We start from the raw sequence: 22,553 nt of genomic DNA on the forward strand, positions 1-22,553 counted from the left end.
GTCTTGCGAATGCGAAATTTTTCGCATACGCTATCGTTTGTGAACGCTCACTCCCCCGTTGCGCGGGCTGCGGCCGCCAACCAACCATCACCAGCCATCGACCATGCCGCCGATACGTCATCGCCGACCACCGCAGCACTGCGCGCCGCGCAGCGCCGCCCCACCAAGCAGTCACGTCGCACTGACTCTTCTCTCGTTTCGAGCGAACAGCCCGCCACTTCACCCGCACAGCCTGCCCCTACCCGCATCCCGAGCGAGTGCCCCGTTCTTCCTGCTACTTCAGTCGAACACCCCGTTCCTCCTTCTGCCATTTCAAACGAACGTCCCGTTCCTCTTCCTGCCACTTCAGTCAAACGTCCCGTTCCTTCTTCTGCCACCTCGGGCGAGCCTCCCATTCCTCCTCTTGCCACCTCGGGCGAGCCTCCCATTCCTTCTGTCATTTCGAGCGAGCGCAGCGAGTCGAGAAATCTTCCTCCCGCCCCGCAACCGTCACGCCGCCGCCCCACCCTCGCCGACGTCGCGCGTCTTGCGAACGTATCCATCGCCACCGCATCAAAAGCGCTCAACCATACCGATCGCATCTCCGCAGGAACGCAGCGCGCGGTCATCGAAGCCGCGCAGCAACTCGGCTATCGCAAGTCGACTGAATCCGTCTCGCCGTCGTCATCGCACCGCCGCCAACGCTCCGGACTCGTCGGCCTCATCACCTCCGACTACAACGGCCGGTTCGCGCTGCCGATGCTCACCGGCGCAGAAACCACGCTGGGCGCGTCCAATCACGCCGCACTGCTCATGAGTTCGCACGGCCGTCCCGCGCTCGAACGCAGCCATATCGACCGCCTCGCGGCGCACGGCGTGGACGGTCTGATCGTCGTCGGCAACACGACCAACTCGCGGCCGCCGCTCGATCCGAAGACGACGATGGGGCTTCCGGTCATCTACGCATACGATCCGTCGCGCGACCCGGCCGATTGCTCGATCATCTGTGACAACGTTGGCGCAGGAGCGCAGGCGATCGAGTACCTGCTCAGCCTGGGGCGGCGGTACATCGCGATCATCGCTGGGCCGGAGGATTTTCAGGCCGCGAAGGACCGTGCGCGCGGGGCGTGGCGAACGTTCACACTATATGATTTCCGGCCCATCGCGGTGCTGTTCGATGCGTGGAGCGAGGAATGGGGCGAGCGGGCGGCGAGGCTGCTGATCGAGCAGCACCCGCATCTCGACGCGATCTACTGTTTGAGCGACGAGATCGCGCGCGGGGCGGTGCGCGGACTGATGGCGGCCGGCAAGCGCGTGCCGCAGGACGTGGCCGTGGTCGGGCACGACAACTGGTTCGTGTTCGCGGCGAACGCGCACCCGACATTAACCACGTTCGACAACAACATTCCGATGCTCGGCAAGATGGCCGCGCGGTATCTGTTGGACGCGCTGGCCGGGCGGCCGCACCACGGGGTGTTCACCGTGGAGTGTCCGATGGTCGTGCGCGAGTCCACCGATCCCACACGCCGCACCCCGCTCGAAAGCACCGGCCGCATCTTCAACCGTCAAAGCGCCTGACGCGCCCGCGCGCCGCGGCCGCCCCACCGCGGGGCAACTCCGGGCATGCATCAGCGGTCAGCCCCGCCAACTCCTCTCCCAGCGGGGCAAACCCGAGAAGGTATCAGCGTTCTGCCCCGCTAACACCCCTCTCAGAGGGGCAATTCCAGGAAGGCACCAGCACCACGCCCCGCCAACAGCCCCTCTAGCGAGGCAAAACGCCGGTATCACCACGGAGTAGCCCCGCTGCATCCTCCCCTGCAAGGCTACTCCGCGAAGACATCAGCGCTTTGCCCCGCCAACAGCCTTTCCGCGGGGCAACTTCCGGAAGGCATCAGAGACCCACCCCGCTAACGGCTCTCCCTGCGGGGCAAACCCTAGAAACTATCGGCGCACGCCCCGCTAACAGCCCCTCTAGCGGGGCAACTCCATGAAAGCACCAGCGTCTTGCCTCACTAACGTACCTCCAGCGGGGCAACTTCGAGAAGATACCAAGCTAACGCCCCGCTAACGACCACCTCGCGGGGCGAACCCGGGGAAACCTCAGCATTGCGCCCCGCCAGCACCCCTTCCAGCGGGGCAACTCCAAGAAACCATCGACGCACGCCCCGCCAGCGCCCCTCTTAACGGGGCGATTCCAGAACATCGTCCGGATGATGCCCCACCTACCACTCTCCCCATGAGGAAAAACGCCGACACCGTCAGCAACTTGCCCCGCTCTGGCACCCCCGTGAGGCAATTCCGAGAAGATATCAACACTTTGCCCCGCTAGCACCCCTCAGCGGGGGCAAACCCGGGAGACATCCGGCTTCCCACCCCGCCAGAGTCTGCCTGCGGGGCAACTCCGAGCATGCATCAGCGACCCACCCCGCCCAACCCTCTCTCAGCGGGGCAATTTCAGGAAGACATCATCACCATGCCCCGTCAGCAACCCCTCCAGCGAGGCGATTTCAGGATGTCGTCTGGATGATGCTCCACCTACCGCCATCCCCGCGGGGCGCAACGCATATGGCGTCGGTGAGTCGCCCCGGCACCATCCCACATAGAATGGCCCTGGCATCAGCATCATCCCAGCCGAAGGACCCGTCATGACCGATCATCCGCAGCAATCCGCCCAACAGCAGCCGCCAGCACCGGCCCGGCCATCCCTCGCCGGCGGCCACGCCATCTCGTCGGCCGCCACGACAGTCGGCCTGTGCGCGATCCTGCTGTGGAGCATGATGACCGGTCTCGTGCGCGTGGTCGCCGACTCGTTCGGCGCAACGCTCGGCTCGGCGCTTATCTACACGACCGGCGTCATATTGCTCATGATCTTCCACCGCCCCGCGCCGTTGCGCGAATATCCGCGCAGGTACCTGCTGTTCGGCGGCCTGCTGTTCGTCTTCTACGAATCGTCGATCTCGCTGTCGGTCGGTCTCGCAAGCACGGCCGAATCGTCGGTCGAGGTGAGTCTCGTGAATTATCTGTGGCCGACGATGATGGTGCTGCTGACGGCCGCCGTGTTCCCGACCGTGCGACGGCGCGGCAACGCGACGGATCGCCGCAATACCACCGCGGTTGCCAACGATGGCACCGCTGATGGCGTCGACGGGCGCAGCGACGACAGCGCACGACCCAGCCGACTGCGTTCCGTACTGCGCGTACTGCCGGGCGCGATCGTGGCGACGGCGGGCGTGGTGCTGGCGGTCGGCGGCAACAGCGGACTGGATTGGGGACTGGCCGCACAACATATCGCCTCGAATCCGCTGCCGTATCTGCTCGCGTTCGCCGGCGCGTCCGCGTGGTCGGTGTACGCGGTGTTCACGCCCGTGATGGCCGACGGCAAGGACGGCACGTCCGTGTTCTTTCCGTTCGTGGCAGTGGTGTTGTGGGTGATTCACTTCACGTCGGGCGAAGGCTGGCCGGCAACTGCCCCATCGATCTGGGGATGGCTGGCCGTGCTCGGCGCGGCGGCGTCGATCTCCGGCGGCTATGCCTGCTGGGGTCACGGCATCCTGCACGGCAGCATGCGCACGTTGGCAATGGCGAGCTACGCGGCCCCGGTCCTGTCCACCGCCGCGAGTGCCGTCCTGCTCGGCCTCGCGCTGTCCCTGCCGTTCTGGTGCGGCGCGCTCCTCGTCGCCGCCGGCTCCATCCTCAACTGGTGGATCTCCTCCCGCCGTCGGTAGCATGCGCCCGCCCCGACTCTGAACCCCACCCCACCGCCACAACTTCATAAAATTTTTATGAAGTTCTGCTATAATCTTCATAATTATTTTATGAAGTTACGTCAGGAGGTCGGTCGATATGCCAGCACAACATCCCGACTATCCATCACTCGTTCAGGAAATGCGCGAATACCATTTCCCGACACCCATTCGCCGCACGCCAATTATCGACGAGCTGCCAGCACCGGCCATGTTCAATCTCGTCCACATCCTCACCGGCATGCGACGCTGCGGCAAAACATTTCATCTCTTCCAGATCATCAACGATCTGCTGAACTCCGGCATTCCACGCGACCGCATCTTCTACTTCAATTTCTCCGACGAACGCCTGCAGCCGATGCCGGACGATGCGCTCGATCAAGTCGTCACCGAGTTCTGGCGGCAATGCCCCGAATCACGGCAGACTGGAACATATCTCTTTCTCGATGAAGTGCAGGAAGCCGAACATTGGCAAGGCTTCTGCCAGCGGCTAGCCGAACACGAAACAGTGACCCTCGTCATCACCGGTTCGTCATCCAAATTATCAAGCGAAGAGATATCGACCAATTTCCGAGGTCGTTCATATTCGCATGAAATACTACCACTTTCCTTCCGCGAATACTGCGATTTCCACCACATCGACGCGCCGGAAACAAGCGCCAATTCGTTCTCGCCACAAACCGCAACCATGATGGAATCGGCGTTCGACCGCTATCTTATCGACGGAGGATTCCCTGGCGTCCAATCATTGCCATCGGCCGGCCGCATCGATATGCTCCAAAGCTACATGCGAGATGTCGTCGCGCGAGATGTCGCGGAACGCCTAGGCCGCGGCGACATCACCTTAGCGAATCAGATTGCATTATTCGTATTACGCAACACCGGATGCGAGATGTCCGTCAGCAAACTCACCGCGCAGCTCGAGCAAGTCGGCTACAAACTGTACTGGAACAAGGCACGACGCATTCTCGACCTGCTTGAACAGGCATTCCTCTGCTATGAAGTCAGCGAATACACCACGTCGCTCAAACCAGACAGTACTACGGTGCCGAAGATCTACGCCGAAGATCCCGGCCTAGTGTATGCAGTGTCGCGAGCCAACCAACAAGATATCGGCAAACGACTCGAAACTGCCGTATACCTTGAGCTACGTCGACGCCAAGCCGGCCGCCGCACCGATTTCATCACATCGTTGACATTACCCACCGCAAAACAGGAAAAAGTAGACTTCCTTATCGGCGACGCTCTTGGCGCGGAACCTTACAGCGCCATACAAGTCACCGTGAATATGGACAGTTCCAAGACCCGCACACGCGAAATCACCGCGCTCGAGCAGACCATGAAACGCATGCCCGGCATCGAAAGCACCATCATCACCCTACGAGAAAATGGCACCGAGCATACCGCCAACGGACCCATTCACATCATTCCCGCATGGCAGTGGATGCTGTGTCAGTGAACGACCGTCATTTCAAGCGAATCAAGCCTGTCTTTATGTCATTTTGAGCGAGGCGAAGCCGAGTCGAGAAATCTTCCGAAACGCAAATCCGCGGAAGATTTCTCCGCTCGCTGCGCTCGGTCGAAATGACAACGATGGCGCCACCGTAGACCAAGCACCCCGCGTTCACCGCTTTTTGCGGCGTTTGAAGTTGATGTCGAAGACGATCCACACGGACAGCACGAACGCGACCACATACCCCATGAAACCGACCACCGGGATGCCGAAGATGATCGGCTTCATGCCGGCGAAATACACGATCGACGAGCCGACGAACAGGCCGACCACGATCAGCGCCATCGTCAGGCGGTTCACCATGTCGGAAAGCTTGTTCATCGGCTCCTCCGCGCCGATCAGCTCCACATTGACGCGCAGCTGTCCGCGCGTGAGCATCCGCGACGCGGTTTTCGCCTCGCCCAGCGCGCTCAGCAGCCCGTGCAGCGCAAGATGCCCCTCGACGCCAAGCGATTCCAGCTCGTCCTTCGCGGCCTGCTTGGGCGACTTGCTCGTCGCGATATGCTTCGAGATGATCTCGATCATGTTCACATCGGGAATGAACTCGTCCAGCAGCCCCTCGAGCGTCACGAGCGCGCGCCCGACCGTCGTGACCGAACTCGGCACCTCGATCCCATGCCGTTGCGCGAGCTGCGTGAGCGCGGTGATGAACGCGGCGATATCCAGATCGGACAGGTCGACGGTGCCGTATTCGGCGACGATCGTGTCGAGATCGGCGAGCAGCGCGGGATAGTCCTCGGGATCGTTGGACGAACCGGCGAACCGCAGCAGACCGTCCGCGAGCGCGGGCGTGTCCTGTTTGGCGACGGCGAAGATCATCTGCTTCATGACCGAGCGCGTCTTCATGTTGAGCCGGCCGGTCATGCCGAGGTCGAGCAGCACGATCTGTCCGCCGGCGACCATGATGTTGCCGGGGTGCGGGTCGGCGTGGAAGAAACCGACGTCAAGCACCTGCGTGGCGTAGTTGTCGACCAGTTTGGTGCCGATCTCCTTGAGGTCGTAGCCGGCGGCGATGAGTCGTTCGGGATGGGAGACGGAGATGCCTTCGATGTAGTCCATCACGACAACGTGTTCAGTGCACAGGTCCATGTACGGCTTGGGGCAGTCCATGTACCGGTACGGTTCGCAGAATCGCTTGAATTCCGCGAGATTGCGCGCCTCGACGAGGAAGTCGGTCTCGGATTCGAACGTGTCCCACAGCTCCTCGACCACGCCGCCGAGGTCCACGACCTGCGCGGTGGAGACGACTTTGGTGGCGACTTTTGCGATCGATCGCATGATCGACACATCCTGCGCCATCGTTTCGCGTACGCCGGGCCGCTGCACCTTGACGGCCACGTCCTCACCGGTGAGGAGTGTGGCGCGGTGGACCTGCGCGAGCGACGCGGAACCGAGCGGCGTGGCGTCGATATGTTCGAAGATCTCGTCGACCGGGCGGCCGTATTCGTGGGAGAGTGTTTCGACGACGGTCTCATACGGCATCGGATCGGCATCGGCGCGCAGTTTGGCCAGTTCGTCGCAGAACGACTGCGGCAGCATTTCCGAACGCATCGACAGGATCTGGCCGACCTTGACGAACGTGGGGCCGAGCGCCTCGAGCATGAGCCGCATTTTGACCGGGGTCAGACCGTGGGCGACGTCGAATTGCCTGGCGATGCCGGCGATCTGCTTGAGCCGCTTGATCTTGCCCCAACGGGTGAGATGGTACCGTTCGGAGAACACGTCGCGGCGCGGGCCGAACAGGTCGAGCGTTTCGCCCGGCCATTCGGTCTGCGTGTATGCGTTGGTTTCGCTGGCCATGAACACCCCCTGGTCGGCCCTGATAATGATAAGCGGAGAAACCCTATGCGCCGGTAGGCTTCACAGGATTTCTCCGCTCACTGACGTTCGGTCGAAATGACAACGTGCAACACCGATGTTCGATCGTGATGTCGTCACGTCAGTACCATGAGCGACCGCGCGGTCACTCGGTCTTGGTCTCGTCGGCAGCCGGGGCGGCGGGAGCATCCTTCTTGGCGGACTCCTCCTTGACCTCGGCGGCCTTGCGCTTGAGTTCGGTGTTAAGCGCCTTGCCCTGCTCGACGGTCAGTTCACCCTTCTTGACGAGATCATCGACGATCTCCTGGCTCTTTTCCACGGTGGTGGCAAGAACACCGATGCCCGCAAGGAACACCTTGCGCAGGCCATCGCCAAAATCAAAATCAGCCATGATACGCCTCCTTAATACGCGTGTATGGTCATTGTCCAGCCTACTCCCCGCAAGCTATATTTTCGGGGATGTTCACGCGCCGACGCGCTGGCGCACGTAGCCGTCGAGCGTCTCGGCCGTCACGCCGTCGTACGAGGAGATCGACGCGAACTGCGGGCCGTTGGACGTGTCCGTATTGATGTATCCGGTCTGCGCGATCAGCGTCGCGCCGGACGCGGCGGCCGACTTCAGCCCGCTCATCGAATCCTCGAGCGCCACGCAATACGCCATGTCCTCCGGCGCGATGCCCAGCAGCTTGGCCGCGGCCAGATACGGCGCGGGGGACGGCTTCTTCTCCACATCGTCGTCGCCGCAGATGAACCCGGCGAACGCGCCCTTCGGCGCCTGGTCGACCAGTCCCTGGGCCAGATGACGCGGCGACGTGGTGACCAGCACGGACGGGATGCCCACGGCGATCAACGATTCGAGCACGGCGGTCACGCCGGGAATCCACGGCATGTGCGCGGCTTCGGCCTTCGCCACATAGTCGATCATGCCCTTGCCGATCTCCTCGATCGACAGCTGGCATCCGTGCTCGACCATGCGCTGCGCGACCTGCGGCACCGGGGTGCCGGAGCCCTGCCATGCGAGATCGAGATCCCAGTAGCCGCCATGCGCCTTGGCGATCTCCATCTCGCCGGCATGCCAGTACGGTTCGGAATCGATCAGCGTGCCATCCATATCCCAGAACACGGCTTTGAGCAACATCGCAAGGCACCTTTCCCTCGATCGTTTCGCGGCTCGAAACGATTTGACTGATACCTCTATCTCACCAAACCTCACGGACGAGCGCGCGCGGGTCGATGTTGATTCCGTATCGGCCCATATCAAGATCGGGCAAGCCTGTTCAGACAGCCGCGGCACCACGGTTTGACGATCGAGAGGCTAAAACAGGCACTTGCACGGGTCAGTTTGACGATAGAGAGGCGCCCATCCCGGTCGCCAAGCCCGTTTTAGCGCAATTACACCCCTAGAATGGGTCATATCCCACGAATGTATGCCTCTCGATCGTTAAACCGACCAAAACAGCAAACGGATTCAGCCTCTCAATCGCCAAGCAGCACAAGTTCCGAGGGGACGAGTTCGGCCTCGTCGGCCGGGCCGGCCGTGATCTGCAACGGCTTGCCACTGCCGCGACGCCAGATGCGGTAGTACTTCGACTTGGCCTGACGCACCTCGACGACCTCGCCATCGATACCGGCCTCGAACACGCTGTCGCCCTCGAGACGACGGCGCAGATGTCGGTTCTGCCGGCGCAGCTGGCGGTTCTCCTCCTGTAACGAGAGGATGCGCGTGATGCCGGCCAGATTGATGCCTTCGACCTGGCTCAGATGCTGGGACTGAGCCAGCCGGTCGATGTCGCGCAACGTGTAGCGGCGGGCACCGCCCTCGGTGCGCTTGGGCACGACCAGCCCGAGCCGGTCATACTGCCGCAGCGTCTGCGGGTGCACACCCGCCAATTCGGCCGCCTGCCCGACCGCGAACACGGGCAGTTCCACATTCAATCCCAACGAGTCCACCGCGTCGAGATCGGCACGACCGGAGACGAGCGCCGCCGCACACGCAGCGTAGGCACGCTTGACTTCCTGCGCGATTCTCGCCATATGCACTCATCTCCTTATCGTTCATTTATCATGGCCTTACGACCAATCGGAACGCCTCGTCATGCTCTGCTCCCCTTCAGGGGGCTGTCAGATGGCCGCATGACCACATCCTCAGCCAAGTGCCCTGCTCCCCCTGAAGGGGAGCTGTCAGCGAAGCTGACTGAGGGGGTGAAAATGTCATCACATCAAAGCCCGAATAGCCGTCAGCGCACACTGACGACTATTCGGACCATTCAAGGACGTCACATCACCGCTGCTCGGCCAGCTCCGCCGCGAAGTCGCCCGACGCCTTGTCGAACTCCTTCGCCGCATGCTTCAGACCCAGACCAGGCTTGGCCGGCACATGAATCTGCACGCGCCCGATCAGGTCGCCGAACGCATTACCGTTCTTCACGCCCTTACCGGCAACATGCACTTCCGTACCGCTCGACGAACCCGCCGGCACCTTGAACGTCACCGGCTCGCCGTCGATGTCCTTCATCTCGACCTTCGCGCCGGCTACGGCCTCGCCCACGGTCACCGGCAGATCCACGACCAGATCATGCCCGCTCATCGTGAACTTCGGGTCATCCGCCACGCTCACGTTCAGGTACAGGTCGCCGGTCTTGCCGCCGTTGCGGCCCGGCTTGCCCTTGCCGGCCAGACGAATCTTCTGACCGTCCTTCACGCCGGCCGGAATATGCGTCTTGAATTTCTTGCCGTCCACGCTCAAGGACACAGTCGCGCCCTTGACCGCCTGACGGAACGTCAACTTGATCTTCGACGTGCGATCCTCGCCGTTCTCCGGCTCGGGCGCGGCCTCGTACTGCGAATACTGGCCGTACGGGCTGCCCTGCTGACCGAAGCCGCCACGACCGCCGGCACCCGCCGCACCGCCGAACATCGAGAAGATGTCGTTGAGATTGGTCGGGCCGCCGCCGCTCGTGGAGAAGCGGATGTTGCCGCCGTTGCCGCCGCCGAACATCGAACCGAAGACGTCGGAGAAACCGGACGCGTCGAATCCTCCGCTGCCGGAGCCGCCGGCGAAGCGCGCGCCGCCCATGCCGAACTGGCGGATCGCGTCGTACTTCTGACGGGTTTCCTTGTTGTTGAGTACGTCGTACGCCTCGGAGATGTCCTTGAATTTCTCCTCGGCTTCCTTGGTCTTGTTCAGATCAGGATGGTATTTGCGGGCCAGCTTGCGGTATGCCTTGGTGATGTCGGCTTCGCTGGCGTCCTTGGAGACACCAAGGACTTTGTAGAAGTCTTTGCTCAGCCATTCATTTTCAGCCATCATGTCTCCTTTCTTCTTACCTCGCGCGTGGCGAGTTGTTACGTTTCCCTTTTGCGCTCCTGATAGGGGCTGTCAGCGTAACTGACTGAGGGGGTAAAGATAAACGATTGATACGGCTCATGCAGTTTTATTTGCTGCGGTGGCCGCGTGGGGCGGCGGTATATGTTGCCCGGCACGCTCCAGGCCGCTCGGCCGAGTCTTACGGCCGGGCAACATATACCGCCGCCCCACGCTCGGTTACGCATATAACTGACGTCGGTCGATATATACGTTCAGTTATGTGCGTTTCACCTATCCCCGTTTGTAGAAGACGACTGCCGATGATTGGGATCGGATGGGCGACTTCTACAAACCGTTTTTTGTTGGGGATTGGGATGGGATTTAGTTTTGGGGGGAGGCTACGACTACTCGGGCGGCGCGGATGACGCGGTCGCCGATGCGGTAGCCGGCTTCCACCACGGTGTCGACGGTTTCCTTCTCGGCCGACGCGTCCGGCTTGTGCAGGATCGCCTCATGCCTCGTCGGATCGAAGTCCTCGCCCTTTTCGCCGAACTTCTCGACGCCGAACTTCTCGAACGCCTTGTCGATCTTCGTGGCCACAGCCTTGAAGGAATCATCCATCTCGCTGTGCTCGCGAATGCGATCGATGTCGTCGAGGGCGGGCAGCAGCGCGGTCAGCACATCGATGATGCCATGCTGGCGGAAGCGCTCCTGCTCCTTCTGGGCGCGGTTGCGGTAGTTGACGAACTCCGCACGCTCGCGCTGCAGGGCCTCGAGATAGTCGGCGGCCTCCTTCTTGGCCTTGCCAAGCGGGGTGAGGGTGTCGTCGGCGGACTTGTCGGAAGCGGCAGCAGCGGAATCAGCGGAAGCGGCCTTGGAATCCTCGGACTTCTCAGTCGATTCTTCCTTTGCGGAGGGCTTGCCCTCCGACGCTCCCTCATTCGCGGCGTTCGCCGCGCCAGCTCCCTCAGCCGAGGGAGCCGAGGCCGGCTGCTCGGTCTTCGCCGAACCAGCCGTCGCAGAGGCGGCCGAGCCGGCCGCGCCCGACGTAGCCGCACCAGCGGCCACGTCATCCACGTCCGGCAGGTCGTTCAGGTAATCGTCCTTGTTGAACTCGGACATGATTACTTGTTGTCCTTCTTGTCGTCGTCATCGTCCACGACTTCGGCGTCCACCACGTCGTCGTCGCCACCGTTCGAGGCGCCCGACGCACCGGCACCAGCGGCGGCACCCGCGCCAGCAGCGCCGGCGGCACCGGCCGCGGCCTGCTGCGAGTACAGCGCCTCGCCGATCTTCTGGGCGGAGGTCATGAGCTCGCTCTGCGCGGTCTTGACCTTCTCGATGTCGTCGCCCTTGAGGGCTTCCTTCAGCGCGTTGACCTTCTCGGTGACTTCCTTGGCGATCTCGTCGGAGATCTTGTCCTTGTTGTCGTTCACGAGCTTCTCGGTCTGGTAGGCGAACGCCTCGGCCTGGTTGCGGGTCTCGGCCTCCTCCTTGCGCTGCTTGTCCTCGGCCTCGTGGGCCTCGGCCTCCTTGACCATGCGGTCGATCTCGTCCTTCGGCAGACCCGAGCCGCCGGTGATGGTCATCGACTGCTCCTTGCCGGTTCCCTTGTCCTTGGCGGACACGTGCACGATGCCGTTGGCGTCGATGTCGAAGGTGACCTCGATCTGCGGGACGCCACGCGGAGCCGGCGCGATGCCGGTCAGTTCGAAGGTGCCCAGCGGCTTGTTGTCGCGGGCGAACTCACGCTCGCCCTGGTAGACCTGGATCAGCACGGACGGCTGGTTGTCCTCGGCGGTCGAGAAGACCTCGGAACGCTTGGTCGGGATGGCGGTGTTGCGCTCGATGAGCTTGGTCATGATGCCGCCCTTGGTCTCGATGCCCAGCGACAGCGGGGTCACGTCGATCAGCAGGACGTCCTTGCGGTCGCCCTTGATGACGCCGGACTGCACGGCGGCGCCGACGGCCACGACCTCATCCGGGTTCACGGACTGGTTCGCTTCCTTGCCGCCGGTCAGCTCCTTGACGAGCTCCTTGACGGCCGGCATACGGGTCGAACCGCCGACGAGCACGACGTGGTCGATGTCGCTCACGCCGATGCCCGCGTCGCGCAGCACGTTGTTGAACGGCGTGCGGCAGCGGCCGAGCAGGTCGGAGGTCATTTCCTCGAAGTGCGCACGGGTCAGCGTCTCGTCAAGGTGGACCGGGGTGCCGTCAGGGGTCATGGCCAGGTACTGCATGTTGATGGAGGTCGAGGTGGACGAAGACAATTCCTTCTTCGCCTGCTCGGCGGCTTCCTTCAGACGCTGCAGCGCGATCTTGTCCTTGCTCAGATCAACGCCGTACTTGTTCTTGACTTCGCCGACCAGCCAGTCGATGATCTTCTGATCCCAGTCGTCGCCGCCGAGGTGGTTGTCGCCGTTCGTGGCCTGCACCTGAATGGTGGAGAAGCCGTCCTCGTCCTTGCCGATCTCCAGCAGCGAGACATCGAAGGTGCCGCCGCCCAGATCGAAGACGAGGATGTGCTCGTCGTCCTTGCCCTTCTCGAGACCGTACGCCAGTGCGGCCGCGGTCGGCTCGTTGATGATACGCAGCACGTTCAGGCCGGCGATCGTGCCGGCGTCCTTGGTGGCCTGACGCTGGGCGTCGTTGAAGTATGCCGGGCAGGTGATGACGGCGTCCGTGACCGGCTCGCCGAGGTACGCCTCAGCGTCCCTCTTCAGCTTCATCAGGATCTGCGCGGAGATCTCCTGCGGGGTCCACTTCTTGCCGTCGATCTCGACGGTCCAGTCGGTGCCCATGTGACGCTTGACGGAAGAAATAGTGCGGTCGACGTTGGTGACGGCCTGACGCTTGGCGACCTCGCCGACAAGGATCTCGCCGGACTTGGAGAACGCGACGACGGACGGCGTGGTACGCATGCCTTCCGCGTTCACGATGACGGTCGGCTCGCCGCCCTCCAGCGTAGCGATGCAGGAGTTCGTAGTACCAAGATCAATACCTACTGCACGTCCCATAATGTGCTCCTTTGATTGATGATTCGTTGACGTTTCTTCGCTCAAGTTCCGGGAAGCCGCGCGGCCGCGATCTCATGATCGCCGCCGTACCGCCCTCGTCTCGAGGATGTCGGCCTTTTTTTGTTTTCCAAAACTTGAGCCTACACCACTCAACTTTGTGTCGCAACTTTTTATTCCCGATTCCCGAAGATTTTTTTGGGGAGACGGGAAGCGCATCGGAAAACGGGATCGGCCCTCGGCCGATGCTGTGCTGCTGGCGGCGCCGCGCGCCGCGGACGCTCCCTCAGTCCGCCTACGGCGGCCAGCTCCCTCAGCCGAGGGAGCCGAGTCACCTTTGGATTCGATACGGCTTGTCTCGCAGATGCGGACAGCCTTCGGCTGGCTGTGCTGTTGGCGGCGTTGATGCGCCGCGTACCCCAACCCGTCAGCTTCGCTGACACCCTCCCCTGAAAGGGGAGGGAAACCCGTCCACACTTCCCTCCCCTTTCAGGGGAGGGTGCCCGGCGAAGGCCGGGCGGGTTGGGGTACGCGGCCGCACAGCGGCGCCAACCAGCCAGCCAGCCAGCCGAAGGCTGTCCGCAGTCGCAAAACCAGCACAATCAGAAAGCCCCTCGTCTCCCCCTCGGCTGAGGGAGCGCCGGCGGCTCATCAGCGCCGCCAACCAACAGCATCGGTCGCTCGGCGACCGATCCCGCGCACACCACGCCACACGCAAAAGGGCTTCCCCAACATCAGTCAGGGAAGCCCTTGCAGTCAGATCAGCGACCGTTCAGCTCGGAAGGATCAGCGGCGGCCGGCCTTGGCGAACTTGATGGTCAGACCGCCGGCGACGAGCGCCAGCACAGCCATCACCACGCCGAGCACGGCGGCACCGGTGCTGCTCAGCGGAGCGGCCGGCTTCTTGACCTCGCCGGAGGCGACGGTCTGGTTGCCGTTCGCATCGGTCTTGCCGTTGTTCGTACCGTTGTTATCGGCGCCCGGCTGCTTGTCCGCGGAGCCCTTGGCACCCGCGAAGTCAACGGCCACGGCCTTGGCGGACTGGCGACCGGTCACGGTCAGCGTGTAGTTCGCACCCTCAGCCGGGGTGAAGTCGCTCGGCAGCGCGATCTCGGTGGTCTGCGCGGTGGCGACACGCACGCCGGCGACCGGCGTCTTGTTGGTGTCGTTGTCGGCGGACTGGGCCACGACCTTGCCGCTGGCCTTGTCGGTCAGCTTGTAGGACAGGACCGCGTCACCGTTGAAGCCGGTGGCCTCGGCGAAGTACTTGCCGTCGGCGTTCTTCTTGACCTCGACCTTGGCGCCGTCGGACAGCGCGTTCTGCGCGGTGGTGTCGGCCGCGAGGCCGAGCGCGTTGGCGATGGTGTAGAAGTTGTCGGTCTGGTCGGTCAGGCCGTCCACGCGGGAGGCGCCCGGGCCGGAGGCCGCGATGCGCAGCTGCGTGCCGGTGTGGCTCATGTTGCCCTGCGCGCCGGCGAACTTCTCGTCGGTGTTGGCGTCGCCGTTCTCACCCTGCGTGTACTCGTCGTCGTCGATCGCGTTGCCGTCGGCGTCCTGGTAGACCGGGGCGTCGGAGGTGCCGTAGGAGATGACGGTCTTGGAGCCGTCGTGGTTCTTGAGCACGGTGCTCAGCGCGTAGTACGGCTGGGCTTCGACGATCTGCGAGGTGTGCGCGTGGTCGGCGGTCACGATGACGAGCGTGTTGTTCAGGTCGACCTTGGCGAGCGCGGCAGAGATGGCCTTGTCGAGGTCGTCGGTCTCGCCGATCTGGCCGCAGGCGTTGGCGTTGTGGTCCTGCTTGTCGATGGACGCGCCTTCGACCTGCAGGAAGTAGCCGTTCTTGGAGCCGTTCGGGTTGGCAGACAGCAGGTCGATGGCCTTGTTGGTGAAGTCGGCGAGCGAGGCGCCCTGGTTGCCGAGCCACTTGTCGTTCGGCGTGCAGACGGTCGGGTTCGCGTCCTTGTCCGCGCTGTACTTGGTGGCGACGGACGGGTTGTACTGGGTCGGCAGGTTGCCGTCGCCGAGCAGCGCGAGGACCGGCTTGCTCTGGTCAGCTTCCTTCAGGGCCTTGAAGCCGGCGACATCACCAGACTGGACGGTCTGGAAACCGCGGTCCTTGGCCTGCTCCCACAGGGTCTTGCCGTCGAGGCCGAACTGGTTGAAGTACTTGGAGCCGCCGCCGATGGTCACGTCGGCGCGGGTGTCGAGCAGCTGCTCGGAGATGGAGCCGATGCCGCCGTTCGCCTTGAGCTGGTTGGCGAGGCAGTTCTTGGCCTGGTTGCCGTCGGTGGCCGGGTCGATCTTGCCGTCGCCGTTGGTGTCGGTCTTGCCGTCCCACTTGCCCTGCGGGCCGTAGCAGGCGCGCTCGGTGGAGTGCGATTCGAGGACGGCCGGGGTGGCGTCCTGGATTTCGGCGGTGGTCACGTTGCCGGTGGCCTTGCCGGCGGCCTTGGCGAGTTCGATGAGGTTGAGCTGCGGGTTGCCCTTGACGTCGACGTCGACCGCGTTGTTGTAGGTCTTGGTGCCGGTGGACCAGCCGGAGCCGGAGGCGGAGGAGTCGGTGACGGGCGTGATCACGCCCGCGGTGGTGGAGCCAGTCAGGTTACCGCTCTTGTCCTTGGCCATGAGCGAGTCGCCGGAGTTGTTGCCGAGCGAGAACGTCGTGTACTGGCCGACGCCGGTTTCCGCGGCGGAGCCGGCCTGACCGATCTTGTCGAGGCCGTCGAACGTGCCGTTGACGCCGTGCAGGTAGTTGCGAGCCACGGTGATTTCGGAATCGCCCATGCCGTCGCCGATGAACAGGATGACGTTCTTGGCCTTGGCGTTGCCGTACACGCCGGCGATGCGTTGCGCGCCGCCGTGCTGCGAGAGCACATCGACGCCGGCGCCGTCCGTGGCGAGGGCCGGGGCGGTCAGCGCGCCGAGTGCGGCCACGGAGGTCAGCGCGGCGATGGCGCCTTTCGCGACTTGCTTCATGTTCATATGGATCTTCTTCCATTCATGGCGCGTGCCGCATCATTATTGTCGTATCCGCGCGGCGGGCGCCTGAACCTTCCCCCGAAATCGAACGTCGTTTCCCCTATCCGGTTCCGTTGGAGAACCCCATAACGGTAGTTCCGGGATCGACGGTAGACCCGCAAATCAACGCCCAGCCGACCGCAACACGAACGCCAGTTGAACACGTCATGTCATGTTGTGTTCACTTTGTCTCCCATTGCGGGGCAAACCTCACACCTCATCACGGTTCCGCCCCACTAAGACCCCTCTCAGCGGGGCAAAACCCGGAAGATGCCGGCAAGACACCCCGCTTGAACCCCTTTCAGCGGGGCGAAACCCAGATAACTCCCGAAGTTGCCCCGCGGAGAGGCACCTATGCGGGGCAACTTGCGGACGCTTTCATGAATGTGCCCCGCGGGGAGCGATCCCAGCGGGGCACATTCATGAACCTGTCACGGGTTGGCCACGGCAACCGCGCCGCGAAGGAGCGACCGCCGAGGTCAATCCCGCTAGTCCTCCTTGGTCTTGGTCAGGAGGAAGGTGGCGGAGCCGGCGAGCGCCAGCATCGCCGACACCGCGAGCGCACCGATGATCGGCGCACCGGTGTTGGTGAGGGTTTCGACCTTGCCGTCACCCTTGTTCGCGCCATCGGCCTTGTCGGAGCCGTTCGGCTTGGCATCGGACTGGCCGCCGTTCGGCTTGATGGTGTCGGAACCCGGCTTGTCGGCATCACCATCACCCGGCTTTTGCCCGTCACCCGGCTTATCCGTGTCGTCACCCGGCTTGTTACCATCACCCGGCTTGTCGCCGTCATCGCCATCGCCCGGCTTGTCCGGGTCCGGCGTAGGCGTCGGATCGGGGTCCGGATCAGGCGTCGGATCGACCGGCGTATCCCCGCCGTCATCCTTCACGGCCTTCTTCAGCACGGTCACCGCCAGCGCACCCACGTTGAGCTTGCCGTCCGCGCCCACGGTCACCGCAGCGCCGCCGTCCAGCGTCACCTTGCCGTCGGCCGCGAGCGTCGTGTACGAGCCCGCGTCCACGCCCGGCACGGCCGCCGCCGCATCGTTCGCGTTGAACGCGACCACGTACGTGTCGTCGCCGTCGGTCAGCCGGTACGCGACCACGCCGTCGGCCTGCGCGAGCACGGTCATCTTCGCCGCGATGTCGTCGTACGACGACAGGTGCAGCGCCGCGATCGACTTGCGCAGCGCGATCAGCCCGCGAACGTAGTCAACCGAATCGGACTGCTCGACCACGCGGTTCCAGTCGATCGCGTTGACCGCGTCGCCCGCGTTGTAGCTGTTGCCGTTGCCGCCCTTGGTGCGCAGGAACTCCTGGCCGAACTGCATGTCGGTGATGCCCTGCGACAGGAAGATCAGCGAGTCGGCGAGCTTGGCGCGAGCCAGCCGCACTTCCTCGCTGTCGGAAGGCGCGCTCTTGACAAGCTTGTCATACAGCGTGAGGTTGTCGTGGATCTCGACGTACTGCACCACCTGGTCGGCACCCGCATACGCGGTGTCAGAAGAGCCGTTGTTGCAGTGGCCGCTGTCGTCGATGCCCTCGCGCGCGTTGTTGCAGCCGAGCACGTTGGTCGCGATGAGGTTCTCCTTGCCGGCCTTGCCGGTCACGAAGCCGGTGTCCTCGTCGGAGAACACGCTGCCCTTGATCGCGTCGCGCAGCGAATCGTTGAAGAACGCCACGCCCGGCACCTTGCTGGCGTTGGGCTGGGTCGTCTCCTGGTCGCCGATCGCGTCGGTCATGTCCCAGCCTTCGCCGATGACGAGGATGCTCGGGTCGATCTTGTCGAGCGCCGCGCGCACCTCCTTCATCGTGGTCTGGTCGATCAGTCCCATGAGGTCGAAGCGGAAGCCGTCGACGTTGTACTCCTTCGCCCAGTACGTGACCGAGTCGACGATGTACTTGCGGGCCATCGCGCGCTCGGAGGCCACGTCGTTGCCGCAGCCGGAGCCGTTGGTCAGGTTGCCGTTCGCGTCGTAGCGGAAGTAGTAGCCGGGGACGGTCTTGTTGAAGGCGTGCTCGCTCGCGTTGTAGACGTGGTTGTACACGACGTCCATCACGACGCGCAGGCCGTTCTTGTGCAACCCCTTGACCATCTGCTTCATCTCGGTCACGCGCGCGGCCGGGTTGGTCGGATCGGAGGAGTACGAGCCTTCCGGCACGTTGTAGTTCTCCGGATCGTAGCCCCAGTTCTGCGCGCCCGCCGCGTTGTAGCTCAGGTCGCCCGTCTCGTCCACGGAACCGTAGTCGAAGACCGGCAGGATCTGCACGTGGGTCACGCCGAGCGACTTGAGGTAGTCGATGCCCGTCGCGGCCGCGCCCTTCTTGCCGTCGACCGTGGTGCCTTCCTCGACGAAGCCGAGATACTTGCCACGCTTGTCGGCGGAGACGCCGGAGTTCGGGTTGATCGTCATGTCGCGCACGTTCGCTTCGGTAACGATTGCATCGGTCGGCTTGCTGAACGACGGCATACGTTCGCCGGCATCGCCCTTTTCCTCGTCGGACAGGACGACGGAACGCTCGCCGTTCGCCACGGCCGCGGTCGCGTACGGATCGGCGGACGTGTTGACGGTGCCGTCGGCGAAGGTCAGCTCGTAGTCGTAGGCGTAGTCCTTGAGATCGCCGTCGATTGCGAACGTCCAGACGCCGCGGTCGCCGGCGGCCGTTTCGGTCTTGCGCACGTTGACGATGTCGGAGTTCGGGTCGGTGGCGTCCTTATACATGCGCAGCGTGACTTGGGTCGCGGTCGGAGCCCACAGCTTGAACGTGGTCTTGGAAGCCGTGTAGTTCGCGCCGAGATCGTCGCCATCGTATGCATACTTCTGGTCGAAGGCATCGCTGCGAACGATCGCACCGAGCGAGACGGACTGGGTGCCGTAACCCTCGATCGACACGGTGTACGGCTTGGTCACGCTCAGCTCCTCGGCAGTGGTGATGGTGACGGTGTTGCCGTCGGCCTCCACGTCCTTGATCTTCGCGCCATCGAGGGACACCTTGGAGGCGAGATCGTCGGCGACGATCGACTTGTTGAGCTTGGCGACGACGGTCGTGAAGTCGGTCATCGACGCGGAGACGATCGTGCCGGCCGCGTTGTACAGCGTGCCGTTGGTGTAGATCGTCGGGTCGCCCTGCACGACCCAGATCTCGGCGTTCGCCGTGCCGTCGTCGTTCAGCGTGATCGCGGACTGCGGGATGGTGCGGTTGTTGTCGTCCGGGTCCTTGGCCTCCCAGCCGTCGCCGCCGTAGCGCACGATGAACTGCGGCACGCTCATGGCACCGCCCTTGAGCGTGTACTTGGCGGTCAGGCCGTAGTCGTCATGGCTGGTGAACGGGTACGCGGCGCCGTTGACGCCGTCGGCCCAGCCCCAGATGTCCCATGCCTTCATGCCGTCCTCGCTCGCGTAGTCGTCGGCGAGACGATGGTAGTGGATGGTCACGTTGATCGTGTCGGCGGCCTTCGCGTAGCCTTCCGGAGCCGCGGTGAGCGTCGTGTCGGGAGCGGAGCCGTCGACCCAGATCTCGGCCGTACCGGTCGAACCGTCGATCAGACGGTCGCCGCCGACCTTGTCCCAGCCTTCGGTGGTCACGATCACGCCGATCTTGTCGGCCTCGTACGCGCCGTCGATGGTCGTCTCGAACACCTTGCCGTACGAGTCCTCGCCGGTGAACGCATGCCACTTGGCATCCAGCGACTTGCCATCCTTGTCAGTGCCCCACATGTACACGCCGCGGTCGGCGACGGTGTCGCCCTCCGCCGGCTTGTAATGCACGACGACCTTGGTCTTCGGCTGGTAGACGTTCACACCCTCCGGCACGCCGGCGCTGGCCTCGTGGTCGGCGACGGCCGTCCAGTGACCCTGCGCGGTGTAATTGCCGCCGCCGTTCGGGTTGTCCCAGCTACCGTTGTCATCGGTGAATACGTATTCAAACGACTGACCCTTCGGGTCGACCGTGTACTTGACCCAGCCGTTGCCGGCGTCCTCCATCAGCTCGTGGCCCTGCTCGGCCCAGCCGTTGATGCCGTAATGGATGTATGCCTGCGTCCAGCCTTCGGGGAGCTTGTAGTAGACGGTGCGGCTCGTGTCGGTCGCGGCCTTCGCGGCCTCGTCGTTGACGGTCAGATCAGGATCGGACGGATCGGATTTCGCGGTGCCGGTCCAACTGTCCTTGGTCGCGCCCGCGTAGATCGCGATGGCCGAGTTCGCCGCGAGCGTCGCGTCGAACGTACCGTCGGCCTTCACCGTGACGGTCTGCGAGCAATCACCGGTCGCGTACACGTTGCAGTACTCGCCGGCCGGCAGCGACGTCGTGAACTTCTGCGTCGAATCCTTCGCGCTGTTGTTGAGCGCGAGGTAGCCGACGTTGCCGCGGCCGAAGCCGAGCACGTTCGCGTCGTACGCCTTCCAGTTATTCACATCGGTGCCGTTGACCGCGTTGTGGAAGCCGATCATGCCGCGGATCGCGGTCCAACGGTCGGCGCACTGCCACGTGCCCGGCGTCATCGAGCCGTCGGTCGGGCAGACCATGTCCGGCACGCTCGTTTCGGTCGCGCCCGGCGCACCGTCGTCGTTGTTGTCGAAGTAGTAGCCGGAGTAGATGTGCGGCTGGCCGTAGTTGTACGCGAGCATGAACGCGTTCGCGAGCAGGTACTTCGAGCCCTTCTTGTACGTGATCGCGGACGAGTTGCGTTCGGTGTCCCAGTTGGTGACCCACACGGCCGCCTGGTCGGAGGTCAGCCAGCCGTCGCCGCCGATCTTGCCCAGACCCTTGGCCTCGCTGGTGATGTCGGACGCGAACGCGGCGGACAGGTGCGCGTTGTAGTTGAATTCGGATACCTTGCCGTTGCCGACGTAGTTGATCGGCTGGATCGCGGCGGCCTCGGACGCGTTGCCGATGACTTCCTGCTCGAAGAAGATGCTGTCGGCGGCACGGCCGGACTTCTCGGCCAGCTTGGCCTTGATGGCGGCGACGTCCTTGTTGGCGATGTGCTTGACCGCGTCGACGCGGAAGCCGTAGACACCGAGCTGGAGCAGACGGTTCATGTAGTCGGCGAGCTTGTCCTGCACGTATTCCTGGCTAGTGTCGAGATCCTGCAAGCCGGTCAGGCGGCAGTTCTGGACCTCGTCGGCGTTCGTGTAGTCGCCGATGTTCTTGGTGCAGTCGTGGAAGTTTTCTTTGGTGTACGGGATTTCGGGGAAGTCGCCGTCGGCGTCGAACTTGCTGCCGGCGACGCCGGTGCTTGCGCCGCGGTCGACGCCGGTGGTGTGGTTGATGACCGCGTCGGCGATGACCTGGACGCCGGCCGCGTTGCACGTCTTGATCATGGTCTTGAGTTCGGCCTCGGTGCCCAGCTTGGAGTCGAACTTGTAGCTCACCGGCTGGTACGAAGTCCACCACTCGGTACCCTGGATGGTTTCCAGCGGCGGGGAGATCTGCACGTAGCCCACGCCTTCGGGGCCGTATACTTCGGTGCATTCCTTGGCCACGGAGTTCCAGTTGGTCTGGAACGCGATGGCGATCACGTCTTTGCTGCTGGCCTGCGCCGATTGCGCGGGCTGCGCGTTGGTTTGGATGGTCTTGACCGTCTGCGCGGATTGCCCCGCGGTGTCGGTCTCGTCTGCGAACGCTGGCATCACTGCCACCGTTGTCGCGGACATCGCCACCGCAATGCCTATCGCGGCAGTGCGTTTGGCGAACGAACTGAATCGTCGTGCGACCATGTGCTTCCTTTCATCTCGTCCTTGAGTCTCTCCCCCGGTACATCCGAGTGTCGGGAGTGATTCCGTTTGGGTTACGGGTGGTCGTCACGGTCGATCGCGCCGCGTCGGAACCGGCTGTCAGCCGGCACCGCTGCCGAGCGATCAACGGTCTGCCACATACCATCGGCAGTCACGTCACCCACTGTTTTTGACAACGTTTGCAATCCGCTTGCAAAACATCGTCGGGAAAATTCCGAACCGGAATTTTCTCACGCTGTCTGCATACGTTCGCAAATCATTGTCCCACTTAGCGTAACACAAAGGAACACTCCCCGCACTATGCGAGGTGCCTCATTTGAAAATGAGCGCGTAATCCGGAGTGGTGCCTCACCTGTGGTGAGCGTGAAATCCTAGTCCGCGTCGGCTTGTGGGGTTTCGTCGTCTTCCGGTTCGACGCCC

Annotated in this window: 12 protein-coding genes; 3 read left to right on the top strand and 9 right to left on the bottom strand. The window is 63.4% G+C overall.

Going from position 1 to position 22,553, the window contains the following annotated elements; translation table 11 throughout:
- The first annotated feature begins 9 nt into the window (after positions 1-9).
- From AC1A0G_RS09555 to AC1A0G_RS09565, 3 genes are all read left to right on the top strand, one after another.
- The gene (locus AC1A0G_RS09555) at positions 10-1,557 is read left to right on the top strand and encodes a LacI family DNA-binding transcriptional regulator (protein WP_476529257.1); all 1,548 of its coding nucleotides are present in this window, start codon (positions 10-12) and stop codon (positions 1,555-1,557) included.
- A 1,067-nt stretch (positions 1,558-2,624) separates the two neighbouring features.
- Positions 2,625-3,704: a drug/metabolite transporter permease gene (locus tag AC1A0G_RS09560; RefSeq protein WP_476529259.1), complete on the top strand. Its 1,080-nt coding sequence runs from the start codon at positions 2,625-2,627 to the stop codon at positions 3,702-3,704.
- A gap of 118 nt (positions 3,705-3,822) precedes the next feature.
- Positions 3,823-5,181 carry an ATP-binding protein gene (locus AC1A0G_RS09565; protein WP_476529261.1) on the top strand — a complete coding sequence of 453 codons (1,359 nt, stop codon included), beginning with the start codon at positions 3,823-3,825 and terminating at the stop codon, positions 5,179-5,181.
- Between the two features lie 165 nt (positions 5,182-5,346).
- Here the strand turns inward: AC1A0G_RS09565 and AC1A0G_RS09570 are convergent, their stop codons facing one another.
- The 9 genes from AC1A0G_RS09570 to pulA form a co-directional block, all read right to left on the bottom strand.
- Complete coding sequence (locus tag AC1A0G_RS09570) at positions 5,347-7,035, bottom strand: ABC1 kinase family protein (protein WP_476529263.1); 1,689 nt, start codon at positions 7,033-7,035, stop codon at positions 5,347-5,349.
- Positions 7,036-7,198: 163 nt separating this feature from the next.
- Positions 7,199-7,444: a phasin family protein gene (locus AC1A0G_RS09575; protein ID WP_476529265.1), complete on the bottom strand. Its 246-nt coding sequence runs from the start codon at positions 7,442-7,444 to the stop codon at positions 7,199-7,201.
- A 72-nt stretch (positions 7,445-7,516) separates the two neighbouring features.
- On the bottom strand, positions 7,517-8,191 hold the full coding sequence (locus tag AC1A0G_RS09580; RefSeq protein WP_476529267.1) for an HAD family hydrolase: 675 nt from the start codon (positions 8,189-8,191) through the stop codon (positions 7,517-7,519).
- 338 nt (positions 8,192-8,529) lie between these two features.
- Complete coding sequence (locus AC1A0G_RS09585; RefSeq protein WP_476529269.1) at positions 8,530-9,087, bottom strand: heat shock protein transcriptional repressor HspR; 558 nt, start codon at positions 9,085-9,087, stop codon at positions 8,530-8,532.
- A gap of 247 nt (positions 9,088-9,334) precedes the next feature.
- Complete coding sequence (locus AC1A0G_RS09590) at positions 9,335-10,360, bottom strand: DnaJ C-terminal domain-containing protein (RefSeq protein ID WP_476529271.1); 1,026 nt, start codon at positions 10,358-10,360, stop codon at positions 9,335-9,337.
- A 381-nt stretch (positions 10,361-10,741) separates the two neighbouring features.
- Entirely contained in the window at positions 10,742-11,482 is a 741-nt protein-coding gene (gene grpE / locus AC1A0G_RS09595; RefSeq protein ID WP_476529273.1) for a nucleotide exchange factor GrpE, read from the bottom strand.
- A 2-nt stretch (positions 11,483-11,484) separates the two neighbouring features.
- A complete protein-coding gene (dnaK, locus tag AC1A0G_RS09600) occupies positions 11,485-13,380 on the bottom strand; it encodes a molecular chaperone DnaK (RefSeq protein WP_476529275.1) in 1,896 nt (631 codons plus the stop codon).
- A gap of 783 nt (positions 13,381-14,163) precedes the next feature.
- The gene (gene phoA / locus AC1A0G_RS09605; RefSeq protein ID WP_476529277.1) at positions 14,164-16,359 is read right to left on the bottom strand and encodes an alkaline phosphatase; all 2,196 of its coding nucleotides are present in this window, start codon (positions 16,357-16,359) and stop codon (positions 14,164-14,166) included.
- A gap of 524 nt (positions 16,360-16,883) precedes the next feature.
- Complete coding sequence (gene pulA / locus AC1A0G_RS09610) at positions 16,884-22,115, bottom strand: type I pullulanase (protein ID WP_476529279.1); 5,232 nt, start codon at positions 22,113-22,115, stop codon at positions 16,884-16,886.
- Between the last annotated feature and the right edge of the window lie 438 nt (positions 22,116-22,553).

It is taken from the genome of Bifidobacterium sp. LH_230 (genome assembly GCF_056357555.1).